Origin of the sequence: Flavobacterium sp. NPDC079362 (genome assembly GCF_050267765.1) — a bacterium.
In the GTDB taxonomy this organism is placed as follows: domain Bacteria; phylum Bacteroidota; class Bacteroidia; order Flavobacteriales; family Flavobacteriaceae; genus Flavobacterium; species Flavobacterium azizsancarii.
Window position 1 is genome coordinate 83273 of record NZ_JBNNFM010000013.1, and the last position, 18650, is coordinate 101922.

An 18650-nucleotide genomic window follows, 5' to 3' on the forward strand; every position below is an offset into this window, starting at 1 on the left:
ATTTCAAAAATACATATAGAGCCTCTGCCAACTGCAGGGGCTTTTTTTTATTTCAAAAAGTACCAAATTGTAAATAACTTCTTAACTTTAAATAGTAATTAATCAAAGAAAACCAAATGAAAAAAAATGTACTATTAGCATTGGGTCTTTTAACATTTTCTGGAATCTATGCTCAGAATAATAAAAAAGAGCAAGATACTTTAAAGAACAATGAACTGTCTGAAATAACGATAGTAGGATCCAGAAGTAAAAACCGGGTAAAAACTGATGTTCCTGTTCCTGTAGATGTTTTTAATATCTCAGAGATTACAAAAGGTTCGCCGCAAACAAGCGTTACTCAGATCTTAAATTATGTCGCACCTTCTTTTACCAGTAACGCGACTTCTACAGCAGATGCTACAGATCACGTCGATCCGGCACAATTAAGAGGTTTAGGACCGGATCAGGTTTTGATTTTGGTAAACGGAAAAAGAAGACATTCAAGTGCATTAGTAAATATTAACGGATCTCCGGGAAGAGGATCTGTTGGAACAGATTTAAATGCAATCCCATCATTCGCTATCGAAAGAATCGAGGTATTGCGTGATGGTGCAGCAGCTCAATATGGTTCAGACGCCATTGCGGGAGTTATCAATATTGTATTAAAAAAAGATGCTAATTTTATTTCGGGAGGTATTCAATATGGATCGAATTTATCTTCAGGGTCTAACAATTTTAAAGGCGGATCTGATGGACAGAATTTACAAGTAGATTTAAACTACGGTACATCATTAGGTAAAGCAGGAAGTTTCCTGAATGTTACCGGAAGTGCCGTAACCAGACAAGCAACAAGCAGAGCGGGAATTAGAAATAATGGTATTTTTAATGCTTACAATGCTGTAGAGAATAGAGCAGCCCAAAATGGTGTAGCTATTAATTCATTGTTTAGTAATATCAATAACACGCCAAACTCAGCACAAATTCTTACTTCATTAAAGCAATATGCACCGCAGGTAGGTTATTTTACACCGGCACAGCAAACTGCAATTTCATCTGCCGGAACACTAGCCCAAATGCAGACAGCTTTGAACTTTGATGTAACCAATAACGAGATTGCTTATAGAGGTCAGGAAAGAAGCGATTATAATATGAGTGTAGGTCAGTCAGAATTGGCTTCAGGACAATTGTACTATAACGCTAAATATCCTATAAGTGATATTACATCTTTGTACTCTTTTGGTGGAGTTTCGTATAGAAATGGTAAATCGTATGCATTCAACAGACTTCCTAATGGTTCAGGAACTTTTACGCAAGTGTATCAAAACGGATTCCTGCCAGAAATACAATCTAATATTTTAGATGCATCTTCTGCAGTTGGAGTAACAACAGAATTATTTGGTTTTGATACTGATCTTAGTACAAACCTGGGAACAAACTCTTTTCAATATGATGTGAACAATACTATTAATGCTACTTTAGGAGCTAATTCGGCTACAAGTTTTGATGCCGGAAAAGTTTCATTTTTACAAAGTACAACCAATCTTGATTTCAGTAAAAAGTTAGATGTTTTAGAAGGACTAAACGTTGCTTTTGGTGGAGAATTCAGATATGAAAACTATCAAATTAAAGCAGGAGAAGAAGCTTCTTATGGATTATATGATATAAACGGAAATTTGGTTTCAGGAATTCTGCCAAGTAATTCACCATTAATAGTTACAGACTTTTTTGGAAACAAACGTGGAGCAGGAGCACAGGGTTTTTCCGGGTTTCAACCAACAGATGCTAAAGAAAAAGACAGAAAAAGTGGCGCTGCTTATCTTGATTTAGAATTAAATGCGACGAAAAACTGGCTTTTGAACGGAGCAGTTCGTTATGAGAATTATTCTGATTTTGGAAGTACGGTGATCTTTAAACTAGCCTCTCTTTTAAAATTAAACGATAATATCAATTGGAGAATTTCCGGACAAACAGGATTTAGAGCACCATCATTACAGCAAAAATATTTTGAAGCGAGTTCAACCCAGTTCATAAATGGTTCACCTTATCAGGTAGGTTATTTTACAAATGATTCTCAGGCAGCAAAAAGTATAGGAGTTGAAAGTCTGAAACCTGAAAAATCTAAAAGCATCAGTACAGGATTTACATTCAAAATTCCTGCAGCAAATATTACCATTGCAACAGATGCGTATTTTACAAGAATCAATGATCGAGTTGTGTTAACAGGGCAATATGCAAGGCCAACAGATGCGCAGATAAATGCGGCAACAACGCCACAGCAAAAAGATGCATTGACATTGTTTCAACAAGCATTTGATTTAAAAGGAGTAGAAAGAGCTTCGTTCTGGACCAACGGAATTGATTCTGAAACAAAAGGTATAGATGTGGTAATTTCTCAAAAATACAATGTAATCCAGGATTTTACCATCAGAAACGATTTTGCATTAAGTTATAACACTACAAAAAGAGTAGGTAAGCTAAATGTACCTCAATCTATTATTGATGCAGGTGGAGATCCTTATGTATATTCGTTTTTCCCGGAATCAAGCAGAATTTATTTAGAAGAAGCAATTCCTAAATTGAAAGCAAATTTAATGACCACTTTCAATATTAAAAAACTGGATATTTATTTAAGAAACAGTTATTTTGGAAAAGTTACTGATCCGGGAGCAACAGATGTAAATTTAGACGGATCATCTTCAGTTTACGAACATCCTGAATACAGTTCAAAAATAGTTACAGATTTATCTTTCGGATATCAAATCAACGAAAAGTTCAGATTCACACTTGGATTTAATAATATAGGAGACGTTTATCCGGATAGAAATAATCCTGCAACTCCTGCATTTACCAATACAACCCCAACATTGTCTCCTGCACCAAGTACAGATTTAACGAATGCAAATCAGTTTGCTTATTCAAGAGCAGTATCACAATTTGGATTAAACGGAAGATTTGGTTTTGCCAGATTAAGTTTCAAATTCTAAAAGTAAAAGATTTGCCCACGGATTGTACGGATCAAACGGATTTGCACAGATTTTTTAATCCTTTTAATCTTTTATCCCGATAGCTATCGGGAGCGGCTAATTTTAGAAGTAGATAAAGGAGAATAAAAAAAATAATCCGTATTCATCAGTTTAAATCTGTTCAATCCGCGTGCTAAATTTTTTAGTCAGGAGAGAAAAATAAAAAAATCCGCGTAAACCGGTTTAAACCAGTACAATCCGTGGACTAATATTTTTAAGATATTCCCTGTATTTGCAGGCTAATAAAAAAATAATGTTAAATGTTCTTTTTTGATTTGGTAGATCTAAAAATAGTTTCTATATTTACTCTATCAAATTAGTCGAGTTTAAAAAAGAGAATTAATTTAAATAAAATGATAATGAAAACAATAGCGAATAATATGATGATATGTTGTGAGATGATGCAAATGTGCATCCAAAATCGCTGTTGCTAAAAGTGAAAGAGTAAATCTTTGTTATAGTTAGAACTATAAGCCCTTTTGGTAGCCATCCGAAAGGGCTTTTTTTATTTCAACACTTTTAAATCAAAAATCATGAAAACATTAAATTCAATAGCAATAGAATATTTATTAAGAAACGATTCTCAAAAAAACAACAATAAATCAGAAGACATAACCAGAGAGGTTATAAGGATAAATGCAGAGCAACTTATAAAAAGTCAAAAATCCTTATTGTTTCACATGTATGATCTTGAAGAAGAAGGAGAAGAGTTTTTTGTTTAAATCAAATTCATCCTCTTTCAAAACTAATTGCATGAAGATGAAAATCTTTTTGTATAACTTAGAAACATTTTTATAAAAAAAATATAAACGAATTAACAACATTAAAAAACTAAGAAATCATGAGTACAAAAAAATTCGCCACCAACGCATTACACGCAGGACACGATGTTACTAAAAATGCAGGAACCAGAGCAGTGCCAATTTATCAGACATCGTCATATGTTTTTAACGATTCAGATCACGCTGCTAATTTATTTGGTCTTGCCGAAGCCGGATTTATCTATACGAGATTAAATAATCCAACAAACGACATTCTTGAACAACGACTTGCAGCGCTTGAAGGCGGAATTGGAGCTGTTGTTACTGCATCAGGAGCATCAGCAATTTCTACAGCTTTATTGACTTTATTAAAAGCGGGTGATCACATTGTAGCTTCAAACAGTTTATACGGAGGAACTTATAATCTACTAAACGTAACTTTACCTCGTTTAGGGATTACAACCACGTTTGTAGATCCATCTCAACCGGAAAACTTTACAAAAGCTGCTAAAGAAAATACAAGAGCCTTTTTTGTAGAATCTTTAGGGAATCCAAAATTAGATGTATTAGACTTAAAAGGAATTTCGGCAGAAGCCAAAAACTTCAAAGTTCCTTTTATTGTAGACAATACGGTTGCTACACCTTATTTATTGAACCCAATTGAATATGGAGCAGATATCGTAATTCATTCCTTGACCAAATATATTTCAGGAAACGGAACTTCATTAGGAGGTGCTATTATTGACGCTGGAAAATTTGACTGGTCTAACGGAAAATTTCCTGAATTTACAGAACCTTCTGCAGGATATCACGGATTAGTATATCATGAAGCTCTAGGAAATGCAGCTTTCATAGCAAAAGCAAGAATCGAAGGTTTGCGTGATTTTGGCGCAGCTTTAAGTCCTTTTAATGCTTTTCAGATTATTCAGGGATTAGAAACATTACCAATTAGAATCCAGAAACATAGCGAAAATGCTTTGGCTTTAGCCTCTTGGTTAGAAAAACAAGATGAGGTAGTCTGGGTAAATTATCCAGGTCTAAAAACTAATAAATATTATGATTTAGCACAGCAATATTTGCCAAAAGGTCAAAGTGGCGTGATCACTTTTGGACTAAAGGGTGGTTTTGATGCTGCTAAAAAAGTGGTTGATAGCACGAAGTTGTTCTCGCTTTTGGCGAATATTGGTGATACAAAATCATTAATTATTCATCCGGCAAGCACAACGCACCAACAATTGTCAGATGCAGACCAACTAGAAACAGGAGTTTCTAAAGATCTGGTGCGACTTTCTGTCGGGATAGAAGATATCGAAGATTTAATAGCTGATTTGAAGGCTGCATTCGCAAGCGTGGCCCAATCGCAATACAGCGTTAATAAAAATTAGGTTTTTTTGTTTTTTGTTTGAAAAATTGCCTTTAGTAGCGTGAGTTCTGCTAGAGGTGATTTTTTATAAAAAGCATTCCATATAAAAGTTTTTTCACCATATAAGTGATATGAGTTCATTTTAGTAGAGGCGCACATTAGTAGAGACGCACAGCAGTGCGTTTAACATTGGATGACGATTATACGTTGATAATTAAAATGAACTTATATCACTTATATGGTTTAATTAACCCCCAATAAATTAAAAATTATGTCAAAGCTTAAAATAAATATCATCCTTTTTGGAATTGGAAATATCGGAAGTACTTTGATCAATCAAATCATCGAAAGTCAGGAGTTTTTTCTCGAAAGTAAAAATGTCGACTTTCATTTTCCGATAATCACAAATTCAACAGTAGCTTTTTTCGAGAAAGAAGGCGTAGGATATGCTTGGGAAACCAATTTTTTAGAATTGGCAGTTCCGTTTAAAGTGCAGGATATTATTGAATTTGCCAAAGAAAATGAATTTGAAAATCTAATTGCAGTGGATGCAACGGCAAGCGACGAGCTAATTCATCATTATAATACCCTGATCGAAAACGGATTTAATATTGTAGCGGTAAATAAAAAAGCCAATACATTACCTATTGATTTATATAAAGAAATTAGGGTAAATCTTAAAAAATACGACAAAGAGTTTTTGTACGAGACATCAGTAGATACAGGATTTCCGGTTTTGCAAACCTTAAGAGATTTGTATTACTCCGGAGAGAAAATCACCAAAATACGAGGTGTTTTCTCTGATAATCTAAGTTATGTCTTTAATAGATTTGCCAATGAAGAATCTACTTTTTCGTCACTTCTAAAAGATGCCAGTTTACTCGGATTAATGCGTTCTACTTTTAAGGAAGATTTATCCGGAAATGATACAGCAAGAAAACTATTGATTCTGACCAGGGAAATAGGAAAGGATTTTGATCTTTCGGATATTAAAATCAACTCTCTTATTACAGAAGAACATCTGGAGAAAAACGGAATACTGAACAAAGATGCAATCGACAAATCATTTAAAATTGCAAAAATAACCCAAAAAGACAATCACGTATTAAGATATGTGGGAGAATTTGATGTCGAGAAAAATACGCTGGAAGTCAAGTTGGTTTCAGAACCGGTTACATCAGCAATTGGTCAGTTAAAAGGATCAGATACCATTTTCGAAATCTACACACAATCATACGCAGATGTTCCAATAGCAATTCAAAGCGCTTCGGCATGTAAACAAGCTATTTCAAGAGGGATAATAACTGACATTTTGAAAATAGCAGAAAAAATTAAAAATAAAGAAGCAGTTTGGTCGTAAGTGGTTTTAATAGTAGTTAGTTGTTCTTTGATATAATGAAACAGGAAAATCATTAGATATTTTTTTGTAGGTTTTTACGTTAATTTTTTTAAATCTTAAATTTGTAAGATGTTTTTTAACGTTAAAAAGGTAATTTTTAACGTTTTTTAAGATTAATTTGCTGATCCTCACTTGCGTAATTGAAAAAATATTCGCACATTTGTAATACCTCAAAACTACCAAAAGTAAATTTTCAATTCTGAAGAATTGTTATGTCGATTGGAACAAATGTTGAATGACTTTATTTCTTATTTAATTAAAAAAAGAAGGATAAAAGTAAAAACAGTCAATAGTTTCGAGAAGTTAAATAAAACAAAAAAATGCAAGAATTTTTTCAAATAGCAAGTAAATCACAGATGAATAAATCCCTACAGATGAACAAGATGTTTAACGTCGCACGTATTTGTGTATGCGTCTGTTGATACTAAAAGTATATATAAGTTGTAAAAAACTTAAACCCTTTTGGTATTCAAACCCAAAAGGGTTTTTTTATTCCATTTGGTTGCCATAACAAAAAATTAAACAAATAATAAAGATTATAAAATATAAACTAACGTAAACTTAAATATCATGAGCACATTAAACTACTTAACAAAGACTTTTTCTACATTGAAAAACTTAAGAGCAAAAAGAAACAATCCGCCACCGCCAACAAATGAATTAGTACACCCGAGATTCGGAATTACTGAGGCAGATAAAACAGCGGAGAAAAAAGAGCCAAACTCATTATTGTTTTTGATGTATTCAAAAGAAAATGAAACACTTTTTATCTAAATCAAAAAGTATCATAAAATAGGGGAATACCTGCTTAAATTTACTGGGCTGATAGTTCGGTAATTTTTTGCGTACAAGAGTTTGTGTTTGAATTATCTTTAAGAAATTGCAGAATCAGTTTCGATAAAATTTGTTTGTTTAAGAAATTAGTAGTTAATTTGCACCTTTAAGTTCAAAAACGTATTGAAATGTTATAAAGAAAGGACGAGGGATTAGACCCGATGAATCCTTAGCAACCCTTCGTTAATTCGAAGAAGGTGCTGCATTCTACCACGCCCAAACGTGGAAAGATAACAACAAGAATTTTTCTAGTTTCACTCTAGTACTTTCTTTCTAATATTTCCACATACAAATCAATAATAAAAAGATTTGAAAATTGGAAAATATACCAAGTCCCATCATAATTCACGATTTCATCACAGAAAGTGGTGCATCATATCATTCATTACCATTAAGCTTTACCCTTTCTGGTTTGCCATTGTATAGCGCGCCTATGGTTTTGGTCAATCATGCATTGACCGGAAATTCTGAGGTTACAGGTAAAAATGGCTGGTGGAATGACCTGATTGGCGACGAAAAAACAATCGATACCCAGAGATATACCATATTGGCATTCGACGTTCCCGGAAACGGAAACGATTCGTTTATAGTAGAAAACTATCAGGACTTCACGACAAGAGATATTGCCCGAATTTTTATAAAAGGATTAGAAGCCTTAGATATCGCACAATTACACACAATTATTGGCGGTTCTGTTGGTGGAGGAATTGCCTGGGAAATTCTTGCATTAGAACCCAACATTACTCAAAACTTGATTCCAATTGCAACAGACTGGAAATCGACAGACTGGATGATCGCTAATTGTTACTTACAAGAGCAAATACTGAAAAATTCTTCAAAACCTATAGAAGATGCCAGAATCCATGCCATGTTGTGTTATCGCTCTCCTGAATCATTCAAAGAAAAATTTCAACGTACAATCAACAACGAGCAGCTCATTTTTAATATAGAAAGCTGGTTGGCGCATCACGGACAAAAATTACAAAAGAGATATCAATTGGCATCATATAAACTGATGAACCAATTGCTTAAAACCATAGATATTACCAGAAATAGTCAAGATTTCGAGACTTTATTGTCCAGAACAAATGCAGCGATTCATATTATAGGAATCAACTCTGATTTGTTTTTTACACCAAAAGAAAATCGCGAAACTTATAATGAATTAAAAAAGTTCAAAGACAATGTCTTTTACAGCGAAATAGATTCGGTACACGGACATGACGCTTTTTTAATCGAGTACAAACAATTAGATCATTTACTTGCCGATATTTTTAAGGCAGAAACAATAGAAAAATAAAATGAAAATATTAAAATTTGGAGGTAAATCGTTATCAAACGGAGAAGGACTTAATAAAGTAGTTTCAATCATTTCTGATAAAGTAAATCAAGGAGAACAAATTGCGGTTGTCGTTTCGGCCCGCGGAAAAGCTACCGATGAGTTAGATTATATTTTGAAACTTGCTGCTAAAAATGGTAATTACAAACCATTATTTGAAAATTTCAAAACCTATCAGATTTCAGATTATCCTCAGGTAGATTTTTCTGAAGAATTTAATATTTTAGAAAAACTTTTTGAAGGCGTAAGCTTAATTGGAGATTACAGCAATAAAATCAAAGATCAAATTTTGTCAAAAGGAGAATTGCTTTCGGCTAAATTATTGACCGCAATTTTAATAGAAAAAGGAATTCCGGCTAATTTTGTTGATTCAAGATTATTATTAAAAACCGATTCTAAATTTGGAGATGCACAACCGTTAGAACAGCTTTCTAAGAAAAATGTCATCAACTATTTCAAAGAACACAACGGTAAAACTGTAAATATTGTAACCGGTTTTATTGGTTCAAATAACAATAACGATACTACAACTTTAGGTAGAAACGGCAGTAATTATACCGCATCATTAATAGCGAATTACTTAAATGCCGAAGAACTTCAAAATTTCACCCACGTTGACGGAATTTATACAGCAAATCCTGATTTGGTTGCTGATGCTAAAAAAATCGAATTTTTGTCTTTTAATGAAGCAAACGAATTGGCGAATTTTGGTGCGACAATCCTGCACGCTAAAACGATCATTCCTTTATTAGAAAAAAATATTCCCCTTCGTATTTTAAATACTTTCAATCACGAAAACCGTGGAACTTTAATCACTTCAGATTCGGCTAAAGAAGGAATCAAAACCCTTTCGGTTTTAGAGAATTTATCATTGGTAAATCTTGAAGGACGCGGATTACTTGGGAAATCAGGTGTTGATGCCAGAATTTTTAAAGTAATGGGCGATCACAATATCAGTGTAAGTATCATTTCGCAAGGTTCTTCAGAAAGAGGAATCGGGTTGGTTGTCGCTACAGATAAAGCTACAACAGCCATGATCGAATTAGAAAAAGAATTCGAAAACGACTTTTATTCTAAAGATGTCAATCAGATTACAGTAACAGATAATGTTTCGGTAATTTCGATTATTGGTCAGGATTTGAGCACTTTCCACAAACCATATACAGCATTAATTAAAAATAAAATTGTTCCAATCTTGTTTAACAATACCGTTACGGGTAAAAACGTGAGTTTGGTTGTTAAAAAATCAGAACTTAATAAAGCATTAAACGTAATTCACGGAGAGATTTTTGGAGTTTCCAAGAAAATCAACATTGCTATTTTTGGTCACGGATTAGTGGGAGGAACTTTAATAAATCAAATTTTAGAATCGGCTGCAGCAATCGAAAAACGTAAAGACATTAAACTGAATGTTTTCGCAATTGCCAATTCTAAAAAAATACTTTTAAACAAAAATGGCGTAACATCAAACTGGAAAAATGACATCCAGCAAGAGGGCCTTGAATATACCATCAATGACGTAATTGCTTACGCGAATCAACATCATTTAGAAAATTTAATTGCGATTGACAACACCGCAAGCGCGACTTTTGTTGAGAATTATATTTCGCTGATTGAGAGTAGTTTCGACTTGATTTCATCTAACAAAGTTGCCAATACATTAAGCTATGGTTTTTATAAAGAACTGAGAAAATCTTTAGCAGAAAATCAGAAGAATTATTTGTACGAAACCAATGTTGGTGCAGGATTACCATTAATTGATACCATAAAATTATTACACCTTTCGGGTGAAAATATCACAAAAATAAAAGGAGTTTTCTCAGGAACATTAAGTTATTTATTCAATAATTTCTCTGCAAAAGATGCTCCGTTTAGCGAAATTCTAAAAGAAGCAATTGATAACGGATATACAGAACCAGACCCGCGTGAGGATTTATGTGGAAATGATGTAGGAAGAAAATTATTGATTTTGGCAAGAGAATTAGATCTGCAAAATGAGTTTGAAGAAATATCAATTCAGAATTTAATTCCGGAACATTTACGTGAAGGAAATGTATCCGATTTCTTAACCAAGCTAAAAGAATTCGATCCGATTTACGATAAAATAAAAGCAGATCAAAAGCCAAATCACGTATTAAGATACATTGGCGAATTGTCCGGAGATTTGCAAAATGACAAAGGAATTCTGGAAGTAAAATTAGTTTCTGTACCTTCTGATACAGCTTTAGGCGGATTGAAGGGATCTGATTCTTTCTTCGAAATTTATACAGAATCTTACGGAGACAGACCTATCGTAATTCAGGGAGCCGGTGCAGGTTCTGCAGTAACGGCAAGAGGAGTTTTTGGAGATATTTTGAGATTATCAGATAAAGGATAAGAGGATTTTGGATTATGGAGTGTAGATTTTAGATTGCAGCGAGTATAATCTGTATTGTTTGTCATTTCGACGAAGGAGACTCGAGCGATAGCGAACAGGCGAAGCAAATCACACACTAAGCTCTACAAACAAAAGTCTCCGTCTTTATCAACAATCGATTGTGATAATTTAATTGAACAAAAACAAAAAAGGAAAGTTACTTTAAACAGAAAATGAAGATTCTAAATTAAAGCTATAAGATACGAATGAAAAAAATACTGATTTTACTATTGTTCTCAAATATTCTAACGGCTCAGGTTTCTAATGTTATTAGAAATAAAGACAGTTATACGCAAGATGTTTTTCCTTATAAAGGAGTCAGGGCGATTCAGATAGATGAAGTAAGCTCTCCAGGAAACGAGGACAACGTATTTATTTTTTCTAAAATTGAAAAAAACGCTAATCCGGATAAAATGTATTTTCAGCGGTTTACAAAAATGAACAATAAATGGATTGTAAAATCTATTCTTGAGGTAAATCATAACGGAATTATTTCGGCTTGGGGAAGCAGAAAAGCTTTTGGGGATTATAATAAAGATAAAAGTATCGATGCTCTTTTTATTTACGGACTATATGATGCTGATTTCAAAGAGCAATCAGTTCATTTGATATTTTCGCAAAAAGATCAATTTTATACTATAGAATCTAGTGTTTCTGATGATTTTAGGACAGATAAATTCTCGGATAATTTCAATTCTTTAGACTCGGAATCTAAAAAACAGGTTTTAGAATATTGGAGTAAATTAGATAAAAAAGACAAATAACTTAGGAAAACAAAAAACATGAAAGTAACCTTAAACAGAGTAAACGACGCGTTTCATTTTAAACTCAAAAATGAGCGTGGTCATGTAGTTGATGTTGATAGCAGAACCGAATTTGGCGGAAGCGATTTAGGGGCAAGTCCGATGGAATTGGTATTAATGGGAGTTGCAGGTTGCAGCGCTATTGATATGATTTCGATATTAAAGAAACAACGTCAGGAAATAAGTTCTTTTAATGCTGAGGTAGAAGGAGAACGCGTAAAAGTTGGAGAAGCAACACCATTTAAAGAAATCAATGTGGTTTTTTATTTAGAAGGCGATATCAATCCTGAAAAAGCAAAAAAAGCGGCACAGCTTTCTTTTGAGAAATATTGTTCAGTAGCCAAAACGGTTGAGCCAACAGCGATGATCAAATACAAAGTTGTATTAAACAACGAAGAATTATAGAATTAGAAAATAGGTCAATTAGAAAATTAGATAATTTTTTAGACTATCTATCACGTAATAAATATTCGCATCAAATTCCTTAGTGAGTCTCTGTGTTTCTTTTGCGAGTCTTTGTGAAATTAAAAATAAGTGACGAATTAGTGCTAATCAGTGCAATTCGTGTTAAAACAAAAAAAAATGAACGAAGAAGAATTTGGCTTTGAAACTTTAGCCATAAGAACACATTTAGAAAAAACGCAATTTCAGGAACATTCTACTCCCTTATATTTATCATCAAGTTTTGTGTTTGATGATGCAGAGGATATGAGAGCATCTTTCACTGAAGAAAAAGTACGTAATATCTATTCACGATTTAGCAACCCAAATACAACCGAGTTTGTAGATAAGGTTTGCGCCATGGAAGGTGCTGAAGCAGGTTATGCTTTTGCAACCGGAATGGCAGCAATATATTCGACTTTTGCAGCTTTGCTTGAATCAGGCGATCACATAGTTTCTGCAGGAAGTGTTTTTGGGTCGACGCATGCGTTGTTTATGACTTATTTTCCAAAATGGAAAATTGAAACCTCTTATTTTGATATTAATAAACCGGAAACAATAGAGAGTTTTATTAAACCAAACACTAAAATTTTATACGCTGAAACACCTACAAATCCGGGTGTAGATGTAGTTGATTTAGAATTGTTGGGTCAAATTGCAAAAAAACACAATTTGATTTTAATAATTGACAACTGTTTTGCAACACCATATATTCAGCAGCCTATTAAATATGGTGCGCATTTAGTAATTCACTCAGCAACAAAATTAATAGACGGACAAGGTCGTGTTTTAGGAGGAGTTGCAGTTGGAGAAGCGGAATTGATTCGTAAAATATATTTGTTTTCAAGAAATACAGGACCGGCAATGTCACCGTTTAATGCATGGGTTTTGTCAAAAAGTTTAGAGACTTTGGCAGTTCGTGTTGACAAGCATTGCGAAAATGCTTTAAAAGTAGCTGAGTTTTTAGAAAATCATCCTAATGTAGAAAGCGTAAAATATCCGTTTTTAAAATCGCATCCAAAGTATGAAATTGCCAAAAAACAAATGCTTTTAGGCGGTAACATAATTGCAATTGAAATTAAAGGCGGAATCGAAGCAGGAAGAAAATTTTTGGATAAGATTAAATTATGTTCGCTTTCGGCAAATATTGGAGACGTAAAAACGATTGTAACACACCCGGCATCAACAACACACAGCAAATTATCTGTTGAAGAAAAACTTGCTGTTGGAATTACAGAAGGATTAGTACGAGTTTCTGTAGGTCTGGAAACCGTAAAAGATATTATTGCAGATTTAGATCAGGCGCTTTCTTAAGTAATTTTATATTTAAGAGTTTAGATTATAATGTAAATGGCGATTTTTGACTGTAAATTATTTACCGTTAAAAATCGCTTTTTAGTTGTAATTTATTAAACTATACTAATTTAGTAGAACTTAGTTTTTCATTGTGTTATTTTTCTCATTCAAAAAGCTTATTTTTGTTGCAGAAAAATATTTAGCTGTTGTTTTTTGAAGAAATCTAAAAAAAACAACAATCTAAAATCTAAAATATATATAAGTGCTTTCAAAGAAAACAAAATACGGAATTAAAGCTTTAACTTACTTAGCCAGACGTGAAAATAATGATCCTGTACAAATTGCTGAAATTGCGAAAAGCGAACATATTTCGATAAAATTTTTAGAAAGTATATTATTGCTTCTTAGAAATTCGGGTTTCCTTGGTGCTAAAAAAGGAAAAGGCGGAGGTTATTACCTGATAAAAGATCCAAAAGAGATCAGCATGGCCAAAGTATATCGTATTCTGGAAGGTCCTATTGCTTTACTGCCTTGCGCAAGTCATAATTTTTATGAAAGATGCGATGATTGCGATGATGAAACTACTTGTGCAGCAAGACGTTTGATGATGGAAGTACGTGATAATACACTTAAAATATTAGAAAGTAACTCTCTGGCAGATATCGCATTTTAAAGAGAATTTTAAAACATATAAGTTATGGATCAATTGAGTATAAATTAGGGATGAATTTTTACCGCAAAGCACGCTAAGATTTAATTTTACTTTACAAATAGAAAAACAAAGTTCGCAAAGCTTGATCGACACAAAGCTTTGCGAACTTTGTGTTTTTTGCACCTACTATTAGATAAAATCTTAGCGTGCTTTGCGGTAAAATTATTTACAAAACAAAATCTTTTGTATTTCTCCACAGGTTTTTGTGTTGCCTCTAAGCCATGTAAGGCAATATAAGTGTTGCTTTAATTAAGGAATGTAAGTTTTATTAAATGAACTTATGTTACTTATATGGTGGATAAATTAAAAAATCAATTTATATCCTGCTAGAAAAAGCATTATTGCAATAGCATTTCTAAGGAATGCATCTGGTACTTTTCCGCTTAACATACTTCCTATAAAAATTCCGGGTAGCGAGCCTAATAATAGCTGACCTAGTAAAGCCAAATCTAAATTCCCCATTGAGGCATGCCCAATTCCGGCAACAAGAGTTAAGGGAACGGCATGAGCAATTTCAGTTCCTACCAAGCGAGGTGTTGGTAAAAGAGGGTAAAGGAAAAATAAAGTAACGGTTCCTAAAGCTCCGGCACCAATAGAAGTCAAAGTAACGGTTGCTCCCAATAATACCCCAATTCCAATTGTTAACATATTTTGAGTATGACTTTCAGTATGAAATCTGTCACCGGCATGTTTTTGAGAGTATACTAATAATTTCTTTTTAAATAAAATGGCAATAGAGGTAAAAAGCAGTGCCCAGCCTAAACTGTATTTTATTACAGCATTTATTGTAGAGATATCTGTTTTAATGCTATGCAATATCCATAAAGTCAATAAAGCTGCAGGAACACTTCCTAAAGTCAACCATCCGGTAATTGTCCAATTAATATTGCCCTTTTTATGGTGTACAAATACACCACCCATTTTGGTGAAAGCTGCATATAATAAATCGGTGCCAACTGCTGTCGTTGGAGGAATACCAAACCATAACAAAATTGGAGTCATTAAAGAACCACCGCCAACACCTGTTAGCCCAACTACGAAACCTACAACTAAACCAGCAATTACAAGACCTATCTGAAAATCCATGAAAAAATATTTACTGTAAAAATAAGAACAATTTTATAATAATCCTATGGATTTGGTAGACTTTAAAATACTATATTTGCAAAAGAATATCTTTAATGTTTTTATCTTGTTGGAATACAGTCTGATACGGTTTTTAACTTATGAAGCCAATTTGTTATATTCTTCGAAATTGGTAGTTGCTTGATCAAAAGAGGATTAGAGTTGTAAAAAAATAGAATAATGTTTTGATATTTAGAAATAAGTACTAATTTTGCATAGTAATCTATTAAGCCGATAGGGCAATAGTTTTCTGGGCTAAAAACCAAGCCATTAAGATGGAAAAAGAATTAAAAATAAATAGTGTTGGAGTAAAGGCTTATGCCGCAATAAATGAGAAATTATGGGTTGTAATACCTGTTGTTTTATTGACAGGTTTATTACTTACATTGATGTACAATCATCATGCTGAATTTTCCTGGAATGCATTTATTGAAGGCTTTGATCAGGAATTTTTAGTCTTTTTTGCTATTGGTCTTTTTGCTCAACTAGTTGATGGTACTTTAGGAATGGGATATGGAGCGACTTCTACCTCATTTTTATTGGCTTATGGAGTTCCTCCGGTTATAAGTAGTACAGGAGTTCACGTTGCAGAAATGTTTACTACCGGAGCATCGGCTATTTCGCATCATAAATTTGGAAATATCAATAAAAAGCTAGTGAAGCATTTGTTGATTCCAGGAGTTTTAGGTTCGATTACGGGAGCATATTTATTGTCTGATGTTATTAGTGGAGATGTTATAAAGCCTTTTATTGCTATTTATATGATTGTTTTGGCAGTTATTATAATTAAAAAAGCATTGGCAAAAACGATTGTTAAAAAGAAAACAAAGAAATTAGGAATTCTTGCCACATTTGGAGGTTTTATGGATGCTGTTGGTGGTGGCGGATGGGGACCAATCGTAACGTCTACATTATTAGGACGCGGAAGAAACCCAAGATATACTATAGGTTCTGTAAATGCTGCTGAGTTTGCTATTTCATTTGCAAGTGGAATTACTTTCATGCTTTTTGGAGGAATTCACGGCTGGCAAGTAATTATAGGTTTGATTTTAGGAGGCGTAATTGCAGCACCAATTGGAGCTTATCTTGTAAACAAAATTAAAAGAAAGCCAATGATGGTGGCAGTTGGAATATTAATTATATTATTAAGTTTGAAAACATTATCTAAAATTATTGTAAATATTTTTTAGAAAAGGAAAGAAAGAGATTATGAGTGCGACGAGTATACAATCATTATTAGATAGAACAAAAGATTTTTCGCTGGATGAGACCTTGGTTTTTTTAGCAAATGAATATCCCGGAAAAGTAATTTTTTCGACTTCTTTTGGTCAGGAAGATCAGGTAATTACTGATTTTATTGCAAAAAGTAATACTGATATTACCATTTTTACATTAGATACAGGAAGATTATTTCAGGAGACTTATGATGTTTTTCACAAGACATTAAAAAAATACAAAAAACAAATAGAGGTTTACTTTCCTGAAGCAGCTTCTGTAGAAAACTTATTGAAACAAAAAGGACCAAACAGCTTTTATGATTCGGTTGAAAACAGAAAAGAATGTTGTTTCATCCGTAAAGTAGTTCCGTTAAGGAAAGCTTTAGCAGGAAACTCAGTTTGGATTACCGGATTAAGAGCCGAGCAATCTGAAAATAGAAATGATTTGCAATTGTTTGAATACGACGGAGGTTTCGAAATGATCAAATTCAACCCATTATTAAAATGGAGTTTAGAAGAAGTTGAAACGTATCTGTCAGAAAATAATGTTCCTCAAAACGCCTTACACAAACAAGGCTTCGTAAGTATAGGTTGTGCTCCATGTACAAGAGCAATTTTTCCTGGCGAAGATATCAGAGCCGGAAGATGGTGGTGGGAATCAAGCCATAAAGAATGTGGTTTGCATAGTGCGAAGAAAGAGTAGAGGAGTGAGAGGATAGAATCAAGAGACAAGAGAATAGAATAAAGAATATAGATTTTGAGTTCTGGAGGAACGGTTCATATTGTAGCGTCGGGTTTTAACCTGATGGAAAATGAAGATTTTAATCCGTTGAATAAATAAAAACAAAAAACACAGAATAACGATAGGTAATAAGTTTTAGATTAAACTCACAACGATCTGAAACTAAAAACTATCAAGCATTAAACAAAATATCAAATGAGTTCAAGTTCAGTATTAAAAACAAACGCTTTAGAGAGTGAAGCGATATACATTTTCAGAGAAGTAATTTCACAATTTGACAAGCCTGTTTTACTTTTTTCTGGAGGAAAAGATTCTATAACATTAGTGCGTTTGGCACAAAAAGCATTTTTTCCTGCTAAGATTCCGTTTCCTCTTTTGCATGTTGATACAGGACACAATTTTCCTGAAACAATTGCTTTTAGAGATAAATTGGTTGAGGAATTAGGATTGGAATTAATTGTTCGTAATGTTCAGGATGCTATTGACGAAGGAAAAGTAGTTGAAGAAACCGGAAAATATTCTAGTAGAAACAGCTTGCAAACGATCACACTTTTAGATGCTATCGAAGAATTTAAGTTTGATGCTTGTATTGGTGGTGCACGTCGTGATGAAGAAAAAGCAAGAGCAAAGGAACGCATTTTTTCAGTTCGTGATGATTTCGGTCAATGGGATGAAAAAAACCAACGTCCTGAGTTATTTGATATTTTGAATGGAAAAATAGAAAATGGACAAAACGTTCGTGTGTTTCCAATTTCAAACTGGACAGAATTAGATGTTTGGAGTTATATCGAAAAAGAACACATTGAGATTCCATCTATTTATTTTTCACATAAAAGAAAAGTTTTTTTGAGAGACGGTTTAATCTGGTCACATTCTCCTTTTGTGTATCAGGAAGAAGACGAGCAAATCGAAGAAAGAATTGTTCGCTTCAGAACCGTTGGAGATATGACTTGTACAGCGGCGGTTGATTCGTATGCTGCAACAATTAAAGAAGTTGTTGGAGAAATCAGAGAGTCAACTATTTCTGAAAGAGGAGCCAGAATTGATGACAAACGTTCTGAAGCCGCAATGGAAAAAAGAAAACAACAAGGATATTTTTAATAATTGTAAATTATTAATTATGAATGCAATTCAGAAAGTGAAAATCAGAAACAAAAAAACATACAGCTTTAAATTTTAGTTCAAAGGGAATCAACTTTA

General features: G+C 33.3%; 15 protein-coding genes and 1 riboswitch. Of the genes, 14 read left to right on the plus strand and 1 reads right to left on the minus strand.

The window, feature by feature from the left end; translation table 11 throughout:
- The first annotated feature begins 116 nt into the window (after positions 1–116).
- The 11 genes from ACQKCJ_RS13145 (at position 117) to ACQKCJ_RS13195 (ending at position 14327) form a co-directional block, all read left to right on the plus strand.
- On the plus strand, positions 117–2963 hold the full coding sequence (locus tag ACQKCJ_RS13145) for a TonB-dependent receptor plug domain-containing protein (protein ID WP_271337857.1): 2847 nt from the start codon (positions 117–119) through the stop codon (positions 2961–2963).
- A gap of 572 nt (positions 2964–3535) precedes the next feature.
- Entirely contained in the window at positions 3536–3724 is a 189-nt protein-coding gene (locus ACQKCJ_RS13150) for a hypothetical protein (protein WP_271337859.1), read from the plus strand.
- A 119-nt stretch (positions 3725–3843) separates the two neighbouring features.
- Positions 3844–5148, plus strand: a complete 1305-nt coding sequence (locus ACQKCJ_RS13155; RefSeq protein WP_427402138.1) for an O-acetylhomoserine aminocarboxypropyltransferase/cysteine synthase family protein — start codon at positions 3844–3846, stop codon at positions 5146–5148.
- Between the two features lie 249 nt (positions 5149–5397).
- A complete protein-coding gene (locus ACQKCJ_RS13160) occupies positions 5398–6486 on the plus strand; it encodes an aspartate kinase (protein WP_427402139.1) in 1089 nt (362 codons plus the stop codon).
- Positions 6487–7095: 609 nt separating this feature from the next.
- Positions 7096–7299 carry a hypothetical protein gene (locus ACQKCJ_RS13165; RefSeq protein WP_271337863.1) on the plus strand — a complete coding sequence of 68 codons (204 nt, stop codon included), beginning with the start codon at positions 7096–7098 and terminating at the stop codon, positions 7297–7299.
- Positions 7300–7487: 188 nt separating this feature from the next.
- Positions 7488–7596: riboswitch (SAM riboswitch) on the plus strand.
- A 79-nt stretch (positions 7597–7675) separates the two neighbouring features.
- Positions 7676–8659: an alpha/beta fold hydrolase gene (locus tag ACQKCJ_RS13170; RefSeq protein ID WP_427402140.1), complete on the plus strand. Its 984-nt coding sequence runs from the start codon at positions 7676–7678 to the stop codon at positions 8657–8659.
- 1 nt (position 8660) lies between these two features.
- On the plus strand, positions 8661–11075 hold the full coding sequence (gene thrA / locus ACQKCJ_RS13175; protein ID WP_427402141.1) for a bifunctional aspartate kinase/homoserine dehydrogenase I: 2415 nt from the start codon (positions 8661–8663) through the stop codon (positions 11073–11075).
- Positions 11076–11320: 245 nt separating this feature from the next.
- On the plus strand, positions 11321–11878 hold the full coding sequence (locus ACQKCJ_RS13180; protein WP_427402142.1) for a hypothetical protein: 558 nt from the start codon (positions 11321–11323) through the stop codon (positions 11876–11878).
- 18 nt (positions 11879–11896) lie between these two features.
- Positions 11897–12322 (plus strand): OsmC family protein, encoded by a 426-nt coding sequence (locus tag ACQKCJ_RS13185; protein WP_427402143.1) that lies wholly within the window; start codon positions 11897–11899, stop codon positions 12320–12322.
- A gap of 177 nt (positions 12323–12499) precedes the next feature.
- Positions 12500–13672 carry a trans-sulfuration enzyme family protein gene (locus ACQKCJ_RS13190; RefSeq protein ID WP_271337873.1) on the plus strand — a complete coding sequence of 391 codons (1173 nt, stop codon included), beginning with the start codon at positions 12500–12502 and terminating at the stop codon, positions 13670–13672.
- A gap of 244 nt (positions 13673–13916) precedes the next feature.
- A complete protein-coding gene (locus ACQKCJ_RS13195) occupies positions 13917–14327 on the plus strand; it encodes an RrF2 family transcriptional regulator (RefSeq protein WP_271337874.1) in 411 nt (136 codons plus the stop codon).
- Positions 14328–14669: 342 nt separating this feature from the next.
- Here the strand turns inward: ACQKCJ_RS13195 and ACQKCJ_RS13200 are convergent, their stop codons facing one another.
- A complete protein-coding gene (locus ACQKCJ_RS13200; protein WP_427402144.1) occupies positions 14670–15452 on the minus strand; it encodes a sulfite exporter TauE/SafE family protein in 783 nt (260 codons plus the stop codon).
- A 314-nt stretch (positions 15453–15766) separates the two neighbouring features.
- Here ACQKCJ_RS13200 and ACQKCJ_RS13205 point away from each other — a divergent pair, with 314 nt between their 5' ends.
- The 3 genes from ACQKCJ_RS13205 to cysD all read left to right on the plus strand — a co-directional run bounded on the left by ACQKCJ_RS13205 (position 15767) and on the right by cysD (position 18551).
- Complete coding sequence (locus tag ACQKCJ_RS13205; RefSeq protein ID WP_427402145.1) at positions 15767–16681, plus strand: sulfite exporter TauE/SafE family protein; 915 nt, start codon at positions 15767–15769, stop codon at positions 16679–16681.
- A 19-nt stretch (positions 16682–16700) separates the two neighbouring features.
- Positions 16701–17411, plus strand: a complete 711-nt coding sequence (locus tag ACQKCJ_RS13210) for a phosphoadenylyl-sulfate reductase (protein ID WP_427402146.1) — start codon at positions 16701–16703, stop codon at positions 17409–17411.
- A 234-nt stretch (positions 17412–17645) separates the two neighbouring features.
- Positions 17646–18551, plus strand: a complete 906-nt coding sequence (gene cysD, locus ACQKCJ_RS13215; protein WP_072954699.1) for a sulfate adenylyltransferase subunit CysD — start codon at positions 17646–17648, stop codon at positions 18549–18551.
- The last annotated feature ends 99 nt before the right edge of the window (positions 18552–18650 follow it).